General features: G+C 70.2%; 11 protein-coding genes. 5 read left to right on the top strand and 6 right to left on the bottom strand.

Annotation, left to right across the window (positions count from 1 at the left end; genetic code table 11):
• Positions 1-38 precede the first annotated feature (38 nt).
• Positions 39-863 (bottom strand): TetR-type transcription factor C-terminal domain-containing protein, encoded by an 825-nt coding sequence (locus ABD437_RS28170; RefSeq protein WP_344651958.1) that lies wholly within the window; start codon positions 861-863, stop codon positions 39-41.
• An 88-nt stretch (positions 864-951) separates the two neighbouring features.
• Here ABD437_RS28170 and ABD437_RS28165 point away from each other — a divergent pair, with 88 nt between their 5' ends.
• Positions 952-1,977: a phosphotransferase family protein gene (locus ABD437_RS28165; protein ID WP_344651957.1), complete on the top strand. Its 1,026-nt coding sequence runs from the start codon at positions 952-954 to the stop codon at positions 1,975-1,977.
• Positions 1,978-3,431: 1,454 nt separating this feature from the next.
• Here ABD437_RS28165 and ABD437_RS28160 read toward each other — a convergent pair.
• Both ABD437_RS28160 and ABD437_RS28155 read right to left on the bottom strand, forming a co-directional pair.
• Positions 3,432-5,129: a proline--tRNA ligase gene (locus ABD437_RS28160; RefSeq protein ID WP_344652226.1), complete on the bottom strand. Its 1,698-nt coding sequence runs from the start codon at positions 5,127-5,129 to the stop codon at positions 3,432-3,434.
• A gap of 45 nt (positions 5,130-5,174) precedes the next feature.
• Positions 5,175-5,966 (bottom strand): hypothetical protein, encoded by a 792-nt coding sequence (locus ABD437_RS28155; RefSeq protein ID WP_344651956.1) that lies wholly within the window; start codon positions 5,964-5,966, stop codon positions 5,175-5,177.
• Between the two features lie 878 nt (positions 5,967-6,844).
• Between ABD437_RS28155 and ABD437_RS28150 the strand changes: the two genes are divergently transcribed.
• The 3 genes from ABD437_RS28150 (at position 6,845) to mgrA (ending at position 10,717) form a co-directional block, all read left to right on the top strand.
• Positions 6,845-7,546, top strand: coding sequence for a hypothetical protein (locus tag ABD437_RS28150; RefSeq protein ID WP_344651955.1), 702 nt, complete (start codon positions 6,845-6,847; stop codon positions 7,544-7,546).
• Between the two features lie 667 nt (positions 7,547-8,213).
• Entirely contained in the window at positions 8,214-9,692 is a 1,479-nt protein-coding gene (locus ABD437_RS28145) for a purine-cytosine permease family protein (protein WP_344651954.1), read from the top strand.
• A complete protein-coding gene (gene mgrA / locus ABD437_RS28140) occupies positions 9,692-10,717 on the top strand; it encodes an L-glyceraldehyde 3-phosphate reductase (RefSeq protein WP_344651953.1) in 1,026 nt (341 codons plus the stop codon). Before ABD437_RS28145 ends, mgrA begins: the two co-directional genes overlap by 1 nt.
• A 45-nt stretch (positions 10,718-10,762) precedes the next feature.
• Here the strand turns inward: mgrA and ABD437_RS28135 are convergent, their stop codons facing one another.
• On the bottom strand, positions 10,763-12,715 hold the full coding sequence (locus ABD437_RS28135) for an MMPL family transporter (RefSeq protein WP_344652225.1): 1,953 nt from the start codon (positions 12,713-12,715) through the stop codon (positions 10,763-10,765).
• A gap of 124 nt (positions 12,716-12,839) precedes the next feature.
• Here ABD437_RS28135 and ABD437_RS28130 point away from each other — a divergent pair, with 124 nt between their 5' ends.
• Complete coding sequence (locus ABD437_RS28130; RefSeq protein ID WP_344651952.1) at positions 12,840-13,307, top strand: MarR family winged helix-turn-helix transcriptional regulator; 468 nt, start codon at positions 12,840-12,842, stop codon at positions 13,305-13,307.
• A gap of 13 nt (positions 13,308-13,320) precedes the next feature.
• On the opposite strand, the gene ABD437_RS28125 is transcribed toward ABD437_RS28130, so the two are convergent.
• Complete coding sequence (locus ABD437_RS28125; protein WP_344651951.1) at positions 13,321-13,980, bottom strand: DUF4352 domain-containing protein; 660 nt, start codon at positions 13,978-13,980, stop codon at positions 13,321-13,323.
• Between the two features lie 95 nt (positions 13,981-14,075).
• Complete coding sequence (locus tag ABD437_RS28120; RefSeq protein WP_344651950.1) at positions 14,076-15,461, bottom strand: PrsW family glutamic-type intramembrane protease; 1,386 nt, start codon at positions 15,459-15,461, stop codon at positions 14,076-14,078.
• Between the last annotated feature and the right edge of the window lie 44 nt (positions 15,462-15,505).

Below are 15,505 nucleotides of genomic sequence, written 5' to 3'. Positions count from 1 at the left end.
CTTGCTCTGCTGAACATAGGCGCCTGACGCTACGCGCGTCAACGCCTCGCACGGACGAGATCGAGAGCGAACTCGACGTACTGCGCCGCCACCGTCGCCGGCGGTGTGGGCCCGTCCGGCGACCACCAGGTGGGCAGCGCGGTGCACATGGTGACCACGGCCCGCGAGGCCTCGTGCGGCAGCGGCGTGGTGAACAGACCTCGGCGGACGGCCTCGCGCACTTCGGCGTCGACCATCCGTTGCAAGCCGACGCGGAGCGCGGCGATCCGGCTCCGGTCGGGCTCGTCGATGCTGCGCATCTCGCTGGCGCCGATGAAACCCAGCTCGCGCCGGTGCGTGTGGAACAGCGCCAGGAATTCGACGAGCAGTTCGAAGCGTTCGACCGGACCGTCACCCTCGGCGCGCGCGGCCTCTGCGCGCGTGATCAGTTCGTCCATCGTGCGGTCCATCAGCGCGACCAGAAGGTGCTGCTTGGTGGGCCAGTGGTGGTACAGGCCCGGCACCGACAGCTCGGCCCGCTGCGCGATGTCGCGGATCGTGGCGCCGTGGTAGCCCAGTTCGACGAACGCGCTGAGCGCGCCCGCGAGCGGCGCGGGAAGATCGAGCGGCGGGAAATCGCGCCAGGTGGTGGGCGTCGGTGTGGCTGGATGGTGGGACGTCACGAGGATCTCGACGTCCGCGCCGAACAGGCTCGCGGCTGCGGACACACGATCGGTGGTGATGCGGGTGCGGCCGTTCTCGACCGCGCTCCACGTGCCTACGCTGACGCCGAGCGCCTCGGCCGCCGCGCGGAGCGTGATGCCGGCGCTCTGCCGAGCCTCGCGCAGGCGGGCGCCGACGACTTCGCGGTCCGCGGTTTCCACACGGCCTCCTTCGGTCTTGACAGGGTTACGCTACACCCGGCATGTTCATCTGAACAGATCGAACGATCGCTCGTGATCAGGAGATTCCATGGCTACCGTGCCGGGTGTCGACGTCGCTACGCTCGAGGCTCACCTGCGAGCAGAGCTGCCCGGATTGCTCACCGGGCCGCTGAGCGTCGAGTTGGTGGCCGGGGGCCGGTCGAACCTCACCTACCTGCTCAGCGACGGGGCGGGGCGTTGGGTGCTGCGCCGGCCGCCGCTCGGGCACGTACTGGAGACCGCGCACGACATGGGGCGCGAGTACCGCCTGCTCAGCGCACTGCACCCCACTGACGTCCCGGTGCCGGAGCCGCTGCTCCTCGGCGACGCCGACGTGATCGGTGCGCCCTTCTACGTGATGACGTTCGCCGACGGTGCCGTGTTGCGCACCCGCGAGCAGCTCGAGGCGTTCAATCCGGTACGCGCCACTGCGGTGGCCGACGGGCTCATCGATGTCCTCTCCCGGCTCCACCGCCTCGAGCCGGCGGCGGTCGGGCTCGGTGAGCTCGGGCGTCCGGTCGGCTACCTGGAGCGGCAGCTGCGTCGGTGGGCCCGGCAGCTGGACGCGTCACGCACCCGCGAGCTGCCGGAGCTCGATCGTCTGCACGAGCGGCTGGCCGCGAAGCTGCCCGAGCACCAGGGGGCGGCCATCGTTCACGGCGACTACCGGCTCGACAACGTGGTGGTCGATGCCGGTACTGGCGCGGTGAACGCGGTGCTCGACTGGGAGATGGCGACGCTCGGTGATCCGCTCACCGATCTGGCGTCCACCGTCATGTGGTGGGACGGGATGCGTGGTCTCGACATTCCGGTGGCGGCGTTGCCTGGTGATGTCGCGGCGTTCCCTAGCGGTGGGTATCTCGTGGAGGGGTATCAGAAGTTGACGGGCGCGGATTTGGGGGAACTGCCGTGGTACCTGGGGTTCGCGCACTACAAGATGGCGGCGATCTTTGAGGGGATTCATTATCGGTCGTTGAAAGGTATGACTGTCGGTGAAGGCTTCGATCTGCTCGGGCCGTTGGTGGCTCCACTGGCCGAACGAGGCCATGCTGCGCTCTCTGGTTCGCGGCCTTAGGTCAGCTTCTTCGGTGCTTGTATGCATCGCCGGATTGGCTGTTCGCCACGGGCCGAGGCGGTCTGGTTTGCAGTAGTGGCCTGGCCTCACGCTGAGTCGCGCGGGCTTGCGTTGAGCCAAGGTCGCTTTGAGCCAAGCTCGCGTTGGGCCGGGCCTCGCGTTGAGTGGACCTCGTGTTGAGCGGCCGGGCTCCTGTCGCGATGCTTGCGTATTGCAGTGATGCCTGCAGTCCATCGCGCTGCTTATCGTTCGTCGTGGTGCGTGGTGTGTTGCTCGGTTGCGCCGTGTCGCGTTCCTAGCTGTTCCGCAGATCTGGGGGTGGTGTGACGTTTGCCGCGACTGGCTGGCCGCCCTGTTTTCCGAACCCCGCGGTGCCGCACCGCATGAACGGGATGGAGGTCTGGCTGCCGCCGTGCTCCTCCGAAGCTGCTCTTTGTGCGCGGCTCCTAGATACCGAGTTGGAACTCGCTGAAGTCCGCGTTAAAAGCTGAAGCCCGCGTTGGAAGTCGTGCGCGGGCGCCAGGATTAGGAGGGCTACACGTTCGCCGCATCTTGGCTGGCGTTGGGCATTCACAGAGGCTGCAGGGAAGCGGGGCGATCGCGCAGTCTGGCTCCCCGATTTCGTTGTCGAGTTCCTCAGGCTCGTAAGCATCGGCGCCACGTAGTGCCCGCTCAGGCCAGCCGTTGATCAGCACCAGTCGGGCATTCGATGTCCAGGCGCACCGCATGGTCGAGCTCTGCCGGTTGATAGTCGGCGGTGTGACCTGTCCCCGCTTGCCGACAGCATCGCGATCGTCGTGTGGCGCCGTGCTGAGCCGATGACAGGTTGCGCAAGCTCGCGTGCTCCTGAAGCGCTGCCTCCCCCGTTCAACGCGCATTTAAGCCACGGTGCCCGGCGGTGCCACGGTGCGTAGAGATGCTGCGGTGTCGCCCCGCGTACCTGTGGTGTCGCCCTGAGCCTGCCTGTGGTGTTTGCCGTGCCAGTTCTCGTCCCAACGGCACCGCTGTGTCACGTCAGCCCACGCTGCTTATCTACGAGGCTTGTGGGTTCGCCGCCCTGGCATGCTTTGCTGCCGTCGGCCCGTTAGGACTCGATCGGTGCTCTGCCGTGCCGGATGCAGGTCGACGGGCCGCGACAGGTGGCGCGGATGTGCGGGCCGGGCGGCAATCGTGCTGACCTACTGACCAGCCGGCACCGCGTGCCTCATCGGGCTGAGTGCATCCACGCCCCCGGCTGGTCGGATCTTGCACGACCGTGCTGCGTCGGCGTCAGGTCACGCACACGTGCCGCAGTGCCCAGCCGCAGCTGCGGCGCCGATTCGAGCGCGCCCTGCCCGCATTGCTGCAGGTCGAGCACGACCTCCGGCATCGAGGCGAGCACGACTGCCGCGCCCAGACAAGATCGCTCCCGCGCGGCCGCGTCACATCGGTAGCGCGGCCGCGCGGAGCGCCAGCTAAGAACTGATCAGCTCGCGGAGGCGAGGGGCGACGGCGTCGAGGGGGACGCTTTCCGTTTCGCCGGTTGCTCGGTGGGTCAGCTCCAACGCCCCGGCCTTCACGCCTCGCGAACCCACCGTCACGCGGAACGGGATACCCACCAATTCCACATCGGCGAACTTCACGCCCGGTCGCTCGGCTCGGTCGTCGAGGATCACGTCCACGCCTGCTGCCTGCAGTTCCGAATAAAGCCGCTCAGCCGCGGCCACGGTCTCCTCGTCCTTGCCGACCACGACCACCGCCACCTCGAAGGGCGCGATGCTCACCGGCCAGACGATGCCGGCTTCGTCGTGGTGCGTCTCGACCGCGGCGGCCAGTGCTCGTTCCACTCCGATGCCGTACGAGCCCATGATCGGCGTCACGCGGGTGCCGTCGGCGCCCAGCACGGTCAGGTCCAAGGCCTCGCTGTACTTGTAGCCGAGCTTGAAGATGTGTCCGACCTCGATCGTGCGCAGCACCTCCAGGCCGGTGCCGCAGTTCGCGCACGGCTCGCCGGCGACGACTTCGCGCAGGTCGGCCCAGGAACCGACCGCGATGTCCCGGCTGATGTCGACGCCACGCAGGTGGACCTCGTCGACGTTGGCGCCGGTGAACATGTCACGTCGGCCCTGCAGAGCCAGGTCGGCGACGATGCGCAGCCCCGAAACGCCGACCGCGCCGAGGCTTCCGGGCAGCGCGCCCAGGGCCTCGCGGATCTCCTCCGGGTGCGCCGGACGCACCGACCGCGCGCCCGTGGCGTCCAACAATTTCTGTTCGACCAGGCCGTGGTCGCCGCGCATCAGCACCAGCGTGAGCTCGTCGTCGAGCAGATAGACGAGCGTCTTGATCTGCCGGTCGGCGGGGGCGCCGAACCCGTCGGCGAGGTCGGCGATCGTGCGGACACCGGGGGTCGGGAACTGCTCGGGTGCGTCGGGCCCGGCCTCGTCGGCGGCGGCCTCCACCTGGGACGTCGCTTTCTCGACGTTCGCCGCGTACCCGCACGACGGGCACCGGACGATCAGGTCCTCACCGGCCGACGACGGACACATGAACTCCACTGACGCACTGCCGCCCATGCTGCCGCTGGACGCCTGCACCGCGACCGCCGGAATCCCCAGCCGCTCGAAGATCCGCACGTACGCCGCCTGCTGCGCGTCGAACGCGGTGTCCAATCCGGCGGCGTCCACGTCGAAGCTGTACGCGTCTTTCATCGTGAACTCGCGCACCCGGATCAGCCCGCTCTTCGGGCGCGGTTCGTCCCGGAACTTGGTCTGGAACTGGTACCACATCTGGGGCAGGTCACGGTACGAACGCAGCTCGAGCGCCAGCGTCGTGAAGATCTCCTCGTGGGTCATGCCCAGCGCGATGTCGGCGCCCTTGCGGTCACGAAGGCGGAACATCTCGTCGCCCATGACGTCCCACCGGCCGGTTTTCTGCCAGATCTCGGCGGGATGCATCGCCGGCAGGGAGAACTCCTGCGCGCCGATGCGGCTCATCTCCTCGCGGATGATGTCGACGATCTTCGTGCGGACACGCACCGCCAACGGCAGCAGCGTGTAGTGGCCGGCCATCAGCTGGCGGATGTATCCCGCACGCAGCAGCAGCCGGTGGCTGACCGCATCCGCGTCCGCCGGGTCCTGACGCAACGTCGGCACGTACAACCGTGACCAGCGCACCGCGGTTCTCACCTTCACTCGGTCCCATCCGTGACCACAGGTTATTCAGTTCCGGCCCGCCAGGTCGATTCGGACGCCGTCACCGAGGGCGACGAGGTAGACGGCATCGCCGCGGCGCCAGCGCTCGGGGAGCAGCAGATAGCCGTCCGGTGTCCTCGCCAGCAGGCGAAGTCCCTGGTAGCGGTACTGGTACGCGGAGCTGGCCGGGGTCTTTGCCGCCGCGGTCCAGGTGGCACCGGGCAGCACCAGGAGCCGGTCGCTGTAGACGGTGACCGCGGGCCGGCTCGGTAACTCGTCGTAGAACGTGCGCGCGGCGTGGCGGCCGGCCTGAGCGCCGTAGAGCGTGAACGCCCAGAGCAGACCGATTGCCGCCAGCACCATCAGCGCGGCGCTGGCGAACGCGTCCGACAGCCGCCCCGGCGCGGGGGTACGGCGTGCGGCCGCGGCGGCACCGGCCGCGAAGGTCAGCAGGAGGGGGAGCCCCACGCCGAGGCGGCTGCCCCACTCCTCGAACCGCACGTACAAAACAACTACGGCAGTCGACGTCAGGCAAGTGATCGACCAGAGCACGGTGCGGAGCCGACGGCGGTCGATCGACGCCAGAACGCCGCGGAGGACCCTGCGGTGCAGCTCGATCGCGGCGACCGTGAGGACGTTGAGCGTGATGATCACGGGAATCGCGGTGGGTGGGCTGCGGAGAACGAAGTCGGCCGAGGAGAGGCCGAGGATGCCGACGTCGACGCCGAAATAGCGGAAGGTCTCGGCGGCGCGGATCCAGCCGAGGTAGTAGAGCACCGCGGTGATCGCGGCGAGCTCGGCCAGCGCGGCTTGCACCACCGACCAGGGTTTGTGGATCGGGGCTCTGGGCGCCGGGTCGGCGGGTGGAGAGTGGTCGGTACGGCGGGTGGGTGCGGGGTGGGCGCCGGCTCTGGAGGGTCGGGTTCGGCGGCGGCTCATCGGGGTGGGTCCGGGTCGGAGCTTGCCGGGCCGGGGGAGGAGTTCGGCGCGGTGGGGCTCTGCGCGGTGGGGGTGGGGCTCGGCGCCGGGGGAGCCGGTGATGGAGGGCTTGGGGCTGGGAGGCTCGGAGGGGTCGGGCTCGGCACCGGAGTGTTCGTGGGGATGGGACTCGCTTCGGGGGAGCTCGGCCTCGTGGACTCCGGCGCCGCGGCGCCCGGGGTGGACGGCGTCGCCGATGAGTCGGGTTCGGCCCTCGTCAGTGGGGCTCCTGGTGTCGGCGTAACGCGCTGGGCGTCGGCCGAGGAGGCATCCGGCGGGAGCACCGGATCGGTGCCGAACAGCCAATCGCCGGGCACGATCGGCTGCGGGAACGGCGCCGGCGCCGGATCCGAAAAGGACGGCCGACCCTTCGGGGGCGGAAATACCTCCGGCTCGCTACTTGAGGTCGGCACCAGCGGCGCCGGTGATCCCGTCGACGCCGACGGGCCTGGAACCGGCGGTCGTGCCTCCCCGCACCCAGCTAAATGCACCATCAACACCACGATGACCGCCCCGCGAAACCGCACCCATTCCTCACCTCAAGGGCGAGTATGCCGTCTTTGTCAGCGTTAAGACGTGAATGAATAGTGACGCGAGCGCTCGTCGCGTACTCACGTCGACGGACAAGAACGCTGGTAGGCGCGGGTCGCTAACGTGTGGCACTTGAGGTCTCAGGGATCACGGGGGTCCCGGCGGACAGTGGAAGAAGGATCAGTCACGTGCGAGCCGTACTTTCGGCGTTATCGCTGCTCGTCATCGGGTTGGGCTTCCTGGGGTTCGGTGGGTGGAACTACTACGCCGGCACCACCGGGGAGAAGACCACCGCGGTTGTCGACCAGTGCACGAAGAGCTACGGCCGCAAGGGCCGGACCCGTACGACCTGCTACGGCACGTGGCAGGAGAACGGGGTGAGCAAGCGGGGCCAGATCGACGGGGTCGGGGACGACGACCAGGGCAAGTCGGTCGAGGTTCGGATTCACGACGGCGAGGCTTACGCGTTCAGTTGGGTGGGGGTGCTGATTCCGGCCGGGGTCGGTGGCTTCATGCTCGTTGCGGCCGTGTTCTGGGCTGCGTCGGCGTTCAAGGGGAACAAGAGTGAGCCGGGGTGGTCGGGTGGGGCGCCGCCGCATCCGCAGGCGGTGCGGCCTCCGCAGCCCGCGTATCCGTACGGTGCGCAGCCCGGATACCCCCCGCCGGGGTATCCGCCGGCCGGGTACCCGCATGCCGGTGCGCCGCCCGCGGCTTATCCGCCGCCGGGGTACCCCCAGCCGGCGTACGCGCCGCAGCCAGGGTTCGCGCCGCCGCCCGGCTACGCACCCCAGCCGGGCCAGTACCGCCCCGCCCCGCCGCCGGGCGCCGGCTATCCGCCTCCGGGCTACCCACCCGCCCAGTACCCACCCCCGGGCTACCCTCCGCGCTGAACCAGCCCTAGCCGCCGCGGCCCAGCCCAACCGCCCTGGGCCGCCCGGCTTCGGTCCTGCGCGGCTTCGGTCCTGCGCGTATCCGGACCCGCAGAGAATTCGCGCCACGTGGTCCTACGCTGCGCGAAGCTCCCGCGCTGCGCGAAGCTCCCGCGCTGCGCGAAGCTCCCGCGCTGGGATCGGCCCCGCGCTGGGATCGGCCCCGCGCTGGGATCGGCCCCGCGCTGGGATCGGCCCCGCGCTGGGATCGGCCCCGCGCTGGGATCGGCCCCGCGCTGCGTGCCATATTTTTGCGTCCGTTTTCCTGCGCCCGCGCGCACGGCGATCCACGTACCCCGTGCCCGGGGTTGACGTGCGCTGCGCAAAGCCCCGCCGCGCAGAAACCCCGTTCCGCGGAACCACTCCGCAGAATCTGCCCGACACCAGGCCCCCCACGCGAGGCCCCGCCCGCGAGGCCCCGCCCCACGCGAGGCCCCGCCCCGCGTGAAGCCCGCCCCGCGTGAAGCCCCGCCTCGCGCAAAGCGCCCCACCGCGCAAAGCGCCCCGCCGCGTCCGGGCCGCCATGAAATCGCCGTGGCGGGAATCTGGGTGAGGGTGAGCGGTGCTAACGGGTTCGGGACCTGCGGTGGGACGATCACCACCCACCGGGTGAAGCAAGGGGCACTCCATGTCCGATACCTCGTTGAGCGTCGAGGCCAACGGAATCAATCAGATCGCTGAGAACGAACGTAAAGGCACACCGCGGGACCTGTTCTGGCCCTGGTTCGCGGCCAACGTCTCCGTCCTGGGCGTCGCCTACGGCTCCTACATCCTCGGGTTCGGCATCTCGTTCTGGCAGGCGGCGCTCGTCGGCGTCATCGGGGTCGTGTTGTCGTTCCTGTTCGTCGGCATCATTTCGATCGCCGGCAAACGTGGCTCCGCGCCGACGATGACGTTGACGCGTGCGGCGTTCGGGGTCCGCGGGGGCCGCCTGCCGTCGCTGATCTCGTGGCTGCTCACGGTGGGGTGGGAGACGTCGCTCGTGGTGGTGGCGGTGCTGGCCACCGCCACGATCTTCGACCGGCTCGGCGCGGGCGGCGGCACGGCCACGAAGGTCGTCGCGTTGATCGTGATCGTCGCGTTGGTCGCGCTGGGCGGCACTCTCGGGTTCAACCTGATCATGCGGGCGCAGCGCTGGATCACCTGGATCGCCGGTGCGCTCACGGTCGCCTACCTGGTGTTCGCGGCCGACCACGTCGACTTCGGCGCGGTGAGCGACCTGCCCGGCGGTTCGGCCGCGGCGGTGATCGGTGCGCTGGTGTTCACGATGACGGGCTTCGGCCTGGGCTGGGTGAATGCGGCGGCCGACTACTCGCGTTACCTGCCGCGCTCGGCGTCGACCCGTGGTGTGGTGCTGTGGACGACGCTCGGGTCGTCGCTCCCGCCGGTGATCCTGCTGGTCTTCGGCATCCTGCTGGCCGGTTCCTCGACGGGCCTCAACACGGCGATCAGCGCGGACCCGGTCGGTGCGCTCACCACGATCCTGCCGACGTGGTTCCTGCTGCCGTTCGCGGTGGCGACGATTCTCGGGCTGGTCTCGGGCGCGATCATGGACGTGTACTCGTCGGGGTTGGCGCTGCTCAACGTCGGGTTGAAGGCGCCGCGCTGGGTGGCCGTGTGCATCGACTCGACGCTGATGCTCATCGGTGCGGTCTACGTGGTGTTCTTCGCCAACGACTTCCTCGGGCCGTTCCAGGGTTTCCTGATCACGCTCGGTGTGCCGATCGCGGCCTGGTGCGGCATCTTCATCGCCGACATCCTGCTGCGCAAGGCCGACTACGCCGAGGCGGAGCTCTTCACGCCCAGCGGGCGGTACGGGGACGTGCGGTGGGCGTCGGTCGGGCTGGTCGTGGTGGGTTCGGCGGTCGGCTGGGGCCTGGTCACGAACACGATGGCGTCCTGGCTCGACTGGCAGGGCTACCTGCTCGGGCCGATCGGCGGCAAGGACGGCGACTGGGCGTTCGCGAACCTCGGTGTCATCGCGGCGCTGGTGATCGGGTTCGTGGGGTACCTGCTGCTGGGCCGGGGCGCGGTGCGCTCCCAGGAGGCCGCACCGGCTGTGACAGGCTCGGCGGTGACCAATGCGCAGACCGAAGGTGTGAGTTGATGGTTTACGAGGCTGACGCTGCTCGCTACGAGCAGCAGCCGTACCGCCGGGTGGGCCGCAGCGGGCTGAAGCTGCCGGAGGTCTCGCTCGGGCTCTGGCAGAACTTCGGCGACGTCAACCCGCTGTCGACGCAGCGCGCGATCCTGCGCCGCGCGTTCGACCTGGGCGTCACCCACTTCGACCTGGCCAACAACTACGGCCCGCCGTACGGCTCCGCGGAGATCAACTTCGGGCGGATCTTCGCCGAGGACTTCCGGCCGTACCGGGACGAGCTGGTCATCTCCACCAAGGCCGGGTACGACATGTGGCCGGGGCCGTACGGGGAGTGGGGGTCGCGGAAGTACGTGCTCGCGAGCCTCGACCAGTCGTTGGCGCGGATGGGGCTCGACTACGTCGACATCTTCTATTCGCACCGGTTCGACCCGGAGACGCCGCTCGAGGAGACGATGGGCGCGCTGCACACCGCGGTCGTGTCCGGTCGGGCGCTGTACGCCGGCATCTCCAGCTACTCGCCGGAGCGCACGCTGGAGGCCGCGCAGATCCTGCGTGAGCTGGGAACGCCGTTGCTGATCCACCAGCCGTCGTACTCGATGTTCAACCGCTGGATCGAGGGCGGCCTGCTCGACACGCTCGGTGAGCTGGGCGTCGGGTGCATTCCGTTCTCGCCGCTCGCGCAGGGGCTGCTCACGTCCCGGTACCTCGACGGCATCCCGGAGGACTCCCGGGTGGCGCGGGAAGGGTCGGCGTCGTCGTCGATGCTGACCGACGACGTGCTGCGCCGGATCCGTGCGCTCAACGAGATCGCGGCCGGGCGCGGGCAGACGCTCGCCCAGCTGGCGCTGGCCTGGGGGCTGCGTGACCAGCGCGTCTCGTCGGTGCTGATCGGTGCGTCGAGCGTCGCGCAGCTCGAGGACAGCCTGGCGTCGACGAAGAACACCGCGTTCAGCGACGCCGAGCTGGCCGAGATCGACAAGTACGCCGTGGAGTCCGGCATCGACCTCTGGAAGCGTTCGTCGGAGGGCTGAGCCGAGGTCGCCCCCTCCCGGCGCCGGAGGGGGCGACCGCTCATCTCAGCTCCGGGACAGGGAGCTGGGCCACCAGAACTTCTTGTCCAGCAGCACGACCAGTGCGGGCACCAGCACGGTGCGCACGAGCAGCGTGTCGAGCAGTACGCCCAGGCCGACGATCACGCCGATCTCGGTGAGCGTGATCAGCGGCAGCACGCCGAGCACCGCGAACACCGCCGCCAGCAGGATGCCGGCGCTGGTGATCACCCCGCCGGTCACGGCCACCGCGGTGACGATGCCGTCGCGGGTGCCGTGGTGCAGCGCCTCTTCCCGCGCCCGGGTGACGAGGAAGATGTTGTAGTCGACGCCGAGCGCCACCAGGAACAGGAACGCGAGCAGCGGCACGCCGGTGTCCAACGCCGGGTAGTCGAGCACGTGGGTGAACAGGAACGTGCTCGCGCCGAGCGAGGCGAAGAACGTCGCCACCACGGTGAGCATCAGCAGCAGGGGCGCCACGATCGCACCGCGCAGCAGCACGATCAGCACGATCAGCACCACCCCGAGCACCAGCGGGACGATCACCTCGAGGTCGCGGATAGCGGCCTCACGCGTGTCGAGTTCGGTGGCGACGGAACCGCCGACGAGCGCGCCGGTGGAATCGAGCCGGTCGCGTAGCGCGCGGATCGCGTCGTAACTCTCCGCCGTGGCCGGCGCGGCATCCAGGATGACGTCGACCTCGGCGAGGTCCCCGGCCTTCTCGCCCGGCATCACCGACGCCACGCCGGGGGTGTCCTGCGCGAGACGCGTCACCTCGGCCACCCGATCCGGGGTGGTCATCACCGCCACCGGGTCGGTCGCTCCGGCGGGGTAGTAGCGTGCCAGCGCTTTCAGCCCGTCGACGGACTCGGCCTCCACCCGGAACTGGTCGGCCTGGCTGAGGCCGAGTCGGGCGTCGACCAGCCCCGCGGACAGCACGCCGAGCAGCACCACCGAGAACGCGATCACCGCGACCGGCCGCCGCGCGACGCCGTGCGCGACCCGGGCCCAGGCCCCGGTGCGGGCCTTGTCCTGGTCGCCGACCTTCGGTACGAACGGCCAGAACAGCCCGCGCCCGCACACCACCAGCGCGGCCGGGAGCACGATCAGGCCGAACGTGGCCGCGACGACGATGCCGATCGCGCCGGCCAGGCCGATCGCCCGGTCGTTCTCCAGGATCGCCAGCGCGAGCGTGAGCAGGCTCAGTGTCACCGTGACCGCGCTGGCCACGATCGCACCGCCGCCCGAGCGCAGCGCCTTGCGCATCGCTTCGCGGCGGTCCTCGGTGAGGCGCAGCTCCTCGCGGTAGCGGGCGATCAGCAGCAGCGCGTAGTCGGTGCCGGCGCCGAACACCAGCACGTCGACGATTCCGGTGGTGGACGGGTCGATGTTGAGGCCGGTCGCGCGCGACATCAGCGCGATCACCGAGCCGGCGACGACGTCGGCCGTGCCGACCACCGCCAGCGGGACGAGCCAGAGGATCGGGCTCCGGTAGGTGATGAGCAGCAGCGCCGCGACGACGCCGGCGGTGACCGCGAGCAGCTTGAAGTTCGCGCCGCTGAACGACGACGCGATGTCGGCTCGGAACCCCGCACCGCCGGTGACCTGCGCGGTCAGCCCGTCGGGCAGGTCCGCTTTCGCTTTCTCGCGCAGATCGGTGACGCGGTCGATGACCACGTCGTTCTCGAGGTCGGCGGCGAACGGCACCGCGACCAGGGCGGCGGTGCGGTCGGGCGAGTAGATCGGGGGAGACCCCTTGAAGGCTTTCGCGTCGGCGTCGATCGCGGTGGTGTCGGCCTGGGTCAGGGGTGCGCCGTCCCGCGCGTACAGGATCAGCGCCGGGTTGGTCTCCCCGCTCGGCAGCTTCTTCTGCAGCTCCGCGACCTGGGAGGAGTCGGCGGACGACGGGAGGGCCGCGGTCGGCTCGTTGCTGTTCTCCGCGCTGCCGCCGAACGCGATCACCAGACCCGACAGCAGCACTGCCAACAGGAGTACCAGCCAAGCGGATCGGCGGCCGGTCACTATCTCGGGCATCGCTCTTCTCTCGATCGTGAAGTCTCTCGACCATCGAGAGTTTTCTGGATGCCGCGCTAGTCTGCAACTCGTGGACAGGCGGGAGCGCACCCGAGAGTTGGGGCGGGAACTACGGCGGTACTTCGTGGAAGCCCGTCTCGTCACCCATGCGTTCGCCGAACTGCACGGCCTGCACGCCACCGACCTGCACGCGCTGATCGAGATCATGGACTCGGAGGGGCGCGGCGAACCGATCACCCCCGGCCGGTTGGGCGAGGCGCTGGGGCTCTCGTCCGGTGCGACCACGGCGGTGGTCGACCGCCTGGAGCGGCTCGGGCACATCCGGCGCGAGCGAACCGCCGGCGACCGGCGGCGCGTGCACCTGCACTACGACGAGGGCGGCATGGAACTCGCGCGGGAGTTCTTCGGGCCGCTGCACGAGCGGATCTACCGGGTGGTCGGCGAGTTCACCGAGGAAGAGGTGGCGGTGGCGCACCGGTTCCTCACCGCGGTGACCGACGCCGCCGCGGACCATCGCCGCGCGGTGCGCGACAGCTGAGACGGCTCGGTACTCAGGTCAGGCTGACGGCGACGCTGCCGGCCGCCACCGCCGACCGCAGGCGGACCGAGTCCAGCCGCGAGCCCTTGGGCATGTCGAACGCGATCACGCCGCGGACGTTGGCGCCCGGACCGATCGGGGTCAGGAAGGTGCGGTCGGCGCCGTTGGCGTAGCGGGTCGCTTTGGCGCTGCCCAGGTAGCGGTCGCCCGCCGTGGTGTACGCGATCTGGTCGGACGCGCTGAACACCATCGCGCTGCGCCCCAGGTTGCGCACGTCGAGCGTGACCACGCAGAAGTGGCCACGGGTGGGCTGGCCGTCCTCGCCGGCGTCCTCGCCCACCTCGGGCACACCGCACCGCTGCTCGGTGACGCGGTACTCGAGCGCGCCGTGGCGGATGCGGGTGCCGAGCTGGGGTGCCGCGCTGCCGAGGGTTTCGACGACGTGGTCGTCGGGGGGTGTCTGGCTGGGAGCCGCGGCCAGCAGGGTGGGCTTGCGCGACCCGGTCGCGGTGGGTTTCGGGTCGTCGGCCGGGCCGCCGTCGGCGATCCAGAGCCCGACACCGCACATGCCGAACAGGACCACGCCGCAGATACCGAGGGCGAGCACAACGAGGTTGTTGCGCCGCTCCTGGGGCGGGGTCCATTCGAAGGTCGGTGGATCAGGCTTTTCCATGATTTAACGGTATGTGATGGAGTTACGGGAGTGGTTGTGACTCCAGTGAAGTCGATGCGGTCAAGCCTGGTGGGTCACAGTCGGTGCGCCCGCGCTCAGTCGGTACCGGGCTCGGTCGCCGCCGCCTGGGTGGTGGTCGGCGTCGGCCGGGGGGTGCTCTTCTTTGCTCGTGGCGCGGCCGGGCCCGGCTTTCTGGCACCGTTCGGCTTCTTGGTGCCGCCCGGCTTCCCGGCGGTGCGCGGGGCGGTCGGCCGCGGGTTCGCCGCGCCGCGCGGTGCTGTCTCGTCGGCGGCGGCGCTCGGCTTCTCAGTAACGCGCGGTGGCTCTTCCGTGCTGGCCGGAGGGGTGGGAACCGGCTCCCACTCGCCCTCGGCCATGCCGGTGAGCGGCGCCTGAACCGGTGGCTCCTCGGCCGGGAGCACCTCCGGTGCGACGGTCACCTGGGTGACGGGTGCCACCTCGGCCTCGACGGCGCTCTCGATGTCGGCGGCGGGTGGTGGCTCGACCACGGCGGGAGCCGTAGCGGTCGCCGCCCGAGCGGTGGCCCCCTCCGCGTGAGGTGCCGAGTTCACGGCGACTCGGTCCTGAACCGGAGACCCAGCGCTCCCTTCGTGGGGCGCCACCCCACCGGACTCAGCCCTGGCCGCGCCACGAGTAGGAGCCGCGCCGCGAGGAGAAGCCGCAGCGCGCGGAGGAGTTGCACCGCGCGTGGGCGCGGCGGAACGCGGGAGGACCCGCGTCGACACCCCTCGACGCGCCACCGTGCGTACCACCACCCACCCCAGCAACGCCGCGCTCAGCACGGTGAGCAGAACCCGCACCGCCACCCCGTGCGCCCCTTCCCAGAGCGCGTGCAGCGCCACCACACCCGTGATCGCGAGCACCAACCGGCGCAGCGAGCGCCCGTTCCAGTGCTCCTGCGCGGCGAGCCACAGCGCCAACGCGGTGATGCCGCCCCATGCCAGCTGCGCAGCCGGCGCCAGCCAGCCCCGGAGCAGCACGTCGTGCGCGGACGGGCCCACCACGCTCGGCAGCGTCACCAGGTAGCCCACGGTCTGCGCGACCGCGAACCCGCCACCGGCCGCGGCGCCGACCAGCAGGCCGTCGGAGGCCCGCCGGGTCGGCAGCGCGAAGAGCGCGGCCAACGGCACGAGCAGCGTCACCGACTCCTCGACCAGCGACACCGCCACCGTCGCGACCGGACCCAGCCCGAGCAGCGCGTAGTAGCCGAGCAGCCCGCTCATCACCGAGCCGAGCACGGCGGCGATCGCCACCGCGGCGACCACCACCCAGGTCGGCAGCGTGAAATGCCGGCCGCGGCACGCCGCGTAGAACGCCATCGGCGCGGTCATGACCCCGATCACCAGGACGGGGGCCACCAGACCTGGTTCGTCCGACGTCGACAGGATGCGTTCTCCCACGACAAATGCGACCGTGCCGATCGTGAGGATCGCCAGCCATAGGTCTCGACGCCATTGCATGGCTCAAATACTGACAAAAATGCTGGAACTTCGCCTTCCCTGGC

The organism is Cryptosporangium japonicum (assembly GCF_039524755.1).
In the GTDB taxonomy this organism is placed as follows: domain Bacteria; phylum Actinomycetota; class Actinomycetes; order Mycobacteriales; family Cryptosporangiaceae; genus Cryptosporangium; species Cryptosporangium japonicum.
Note: the sequence above shows the minus strand (reverse complement) of the source record. Positions and strands in the feature narration are given on the sequence as shown.

What these genes read in the sequence shown, in the direction of transcription:
- mgrA (WP_344651953.1), top strand. Translation starts at nt 9,692, where the DNA reads ATGGTTTACGAGGCTGACGCTGCTCGCTACGAGCAGCAGCCGTACCGC.
- ABD437_RS28165 (WP_344651957.1), top strand. Translation starts at nt 952, where the DNA reads ATGGCTACCGTGCCGGGTGTCGACGTCGCTACGCTCGAGGCTCACCTG.
- ABD437_RS28120 (WP_344651950.1), bottom strand. Translation starts at nt 15,461, where the DNA reads ATGCAATGGCGTCGAGACCTATGGCTGGCGATCCTCACGATCGGCACG.
- ABD437_RS28145 (WP_344651954.1), top strand. Translation starts at nt 8,214, where the DNA reads ATGTCCGATACCTCGTTGAGCGTCGAGGCCAACGGAATCAATCAGATC.
- ABD437_RS28125 (WP_344651951.1), bottom strand. Translation starts at nt 13,980, where the DNA reads ATGGAAAAGCCTGATCCACCGACCTTCGAATGGACCCCGCCCCAGGAG.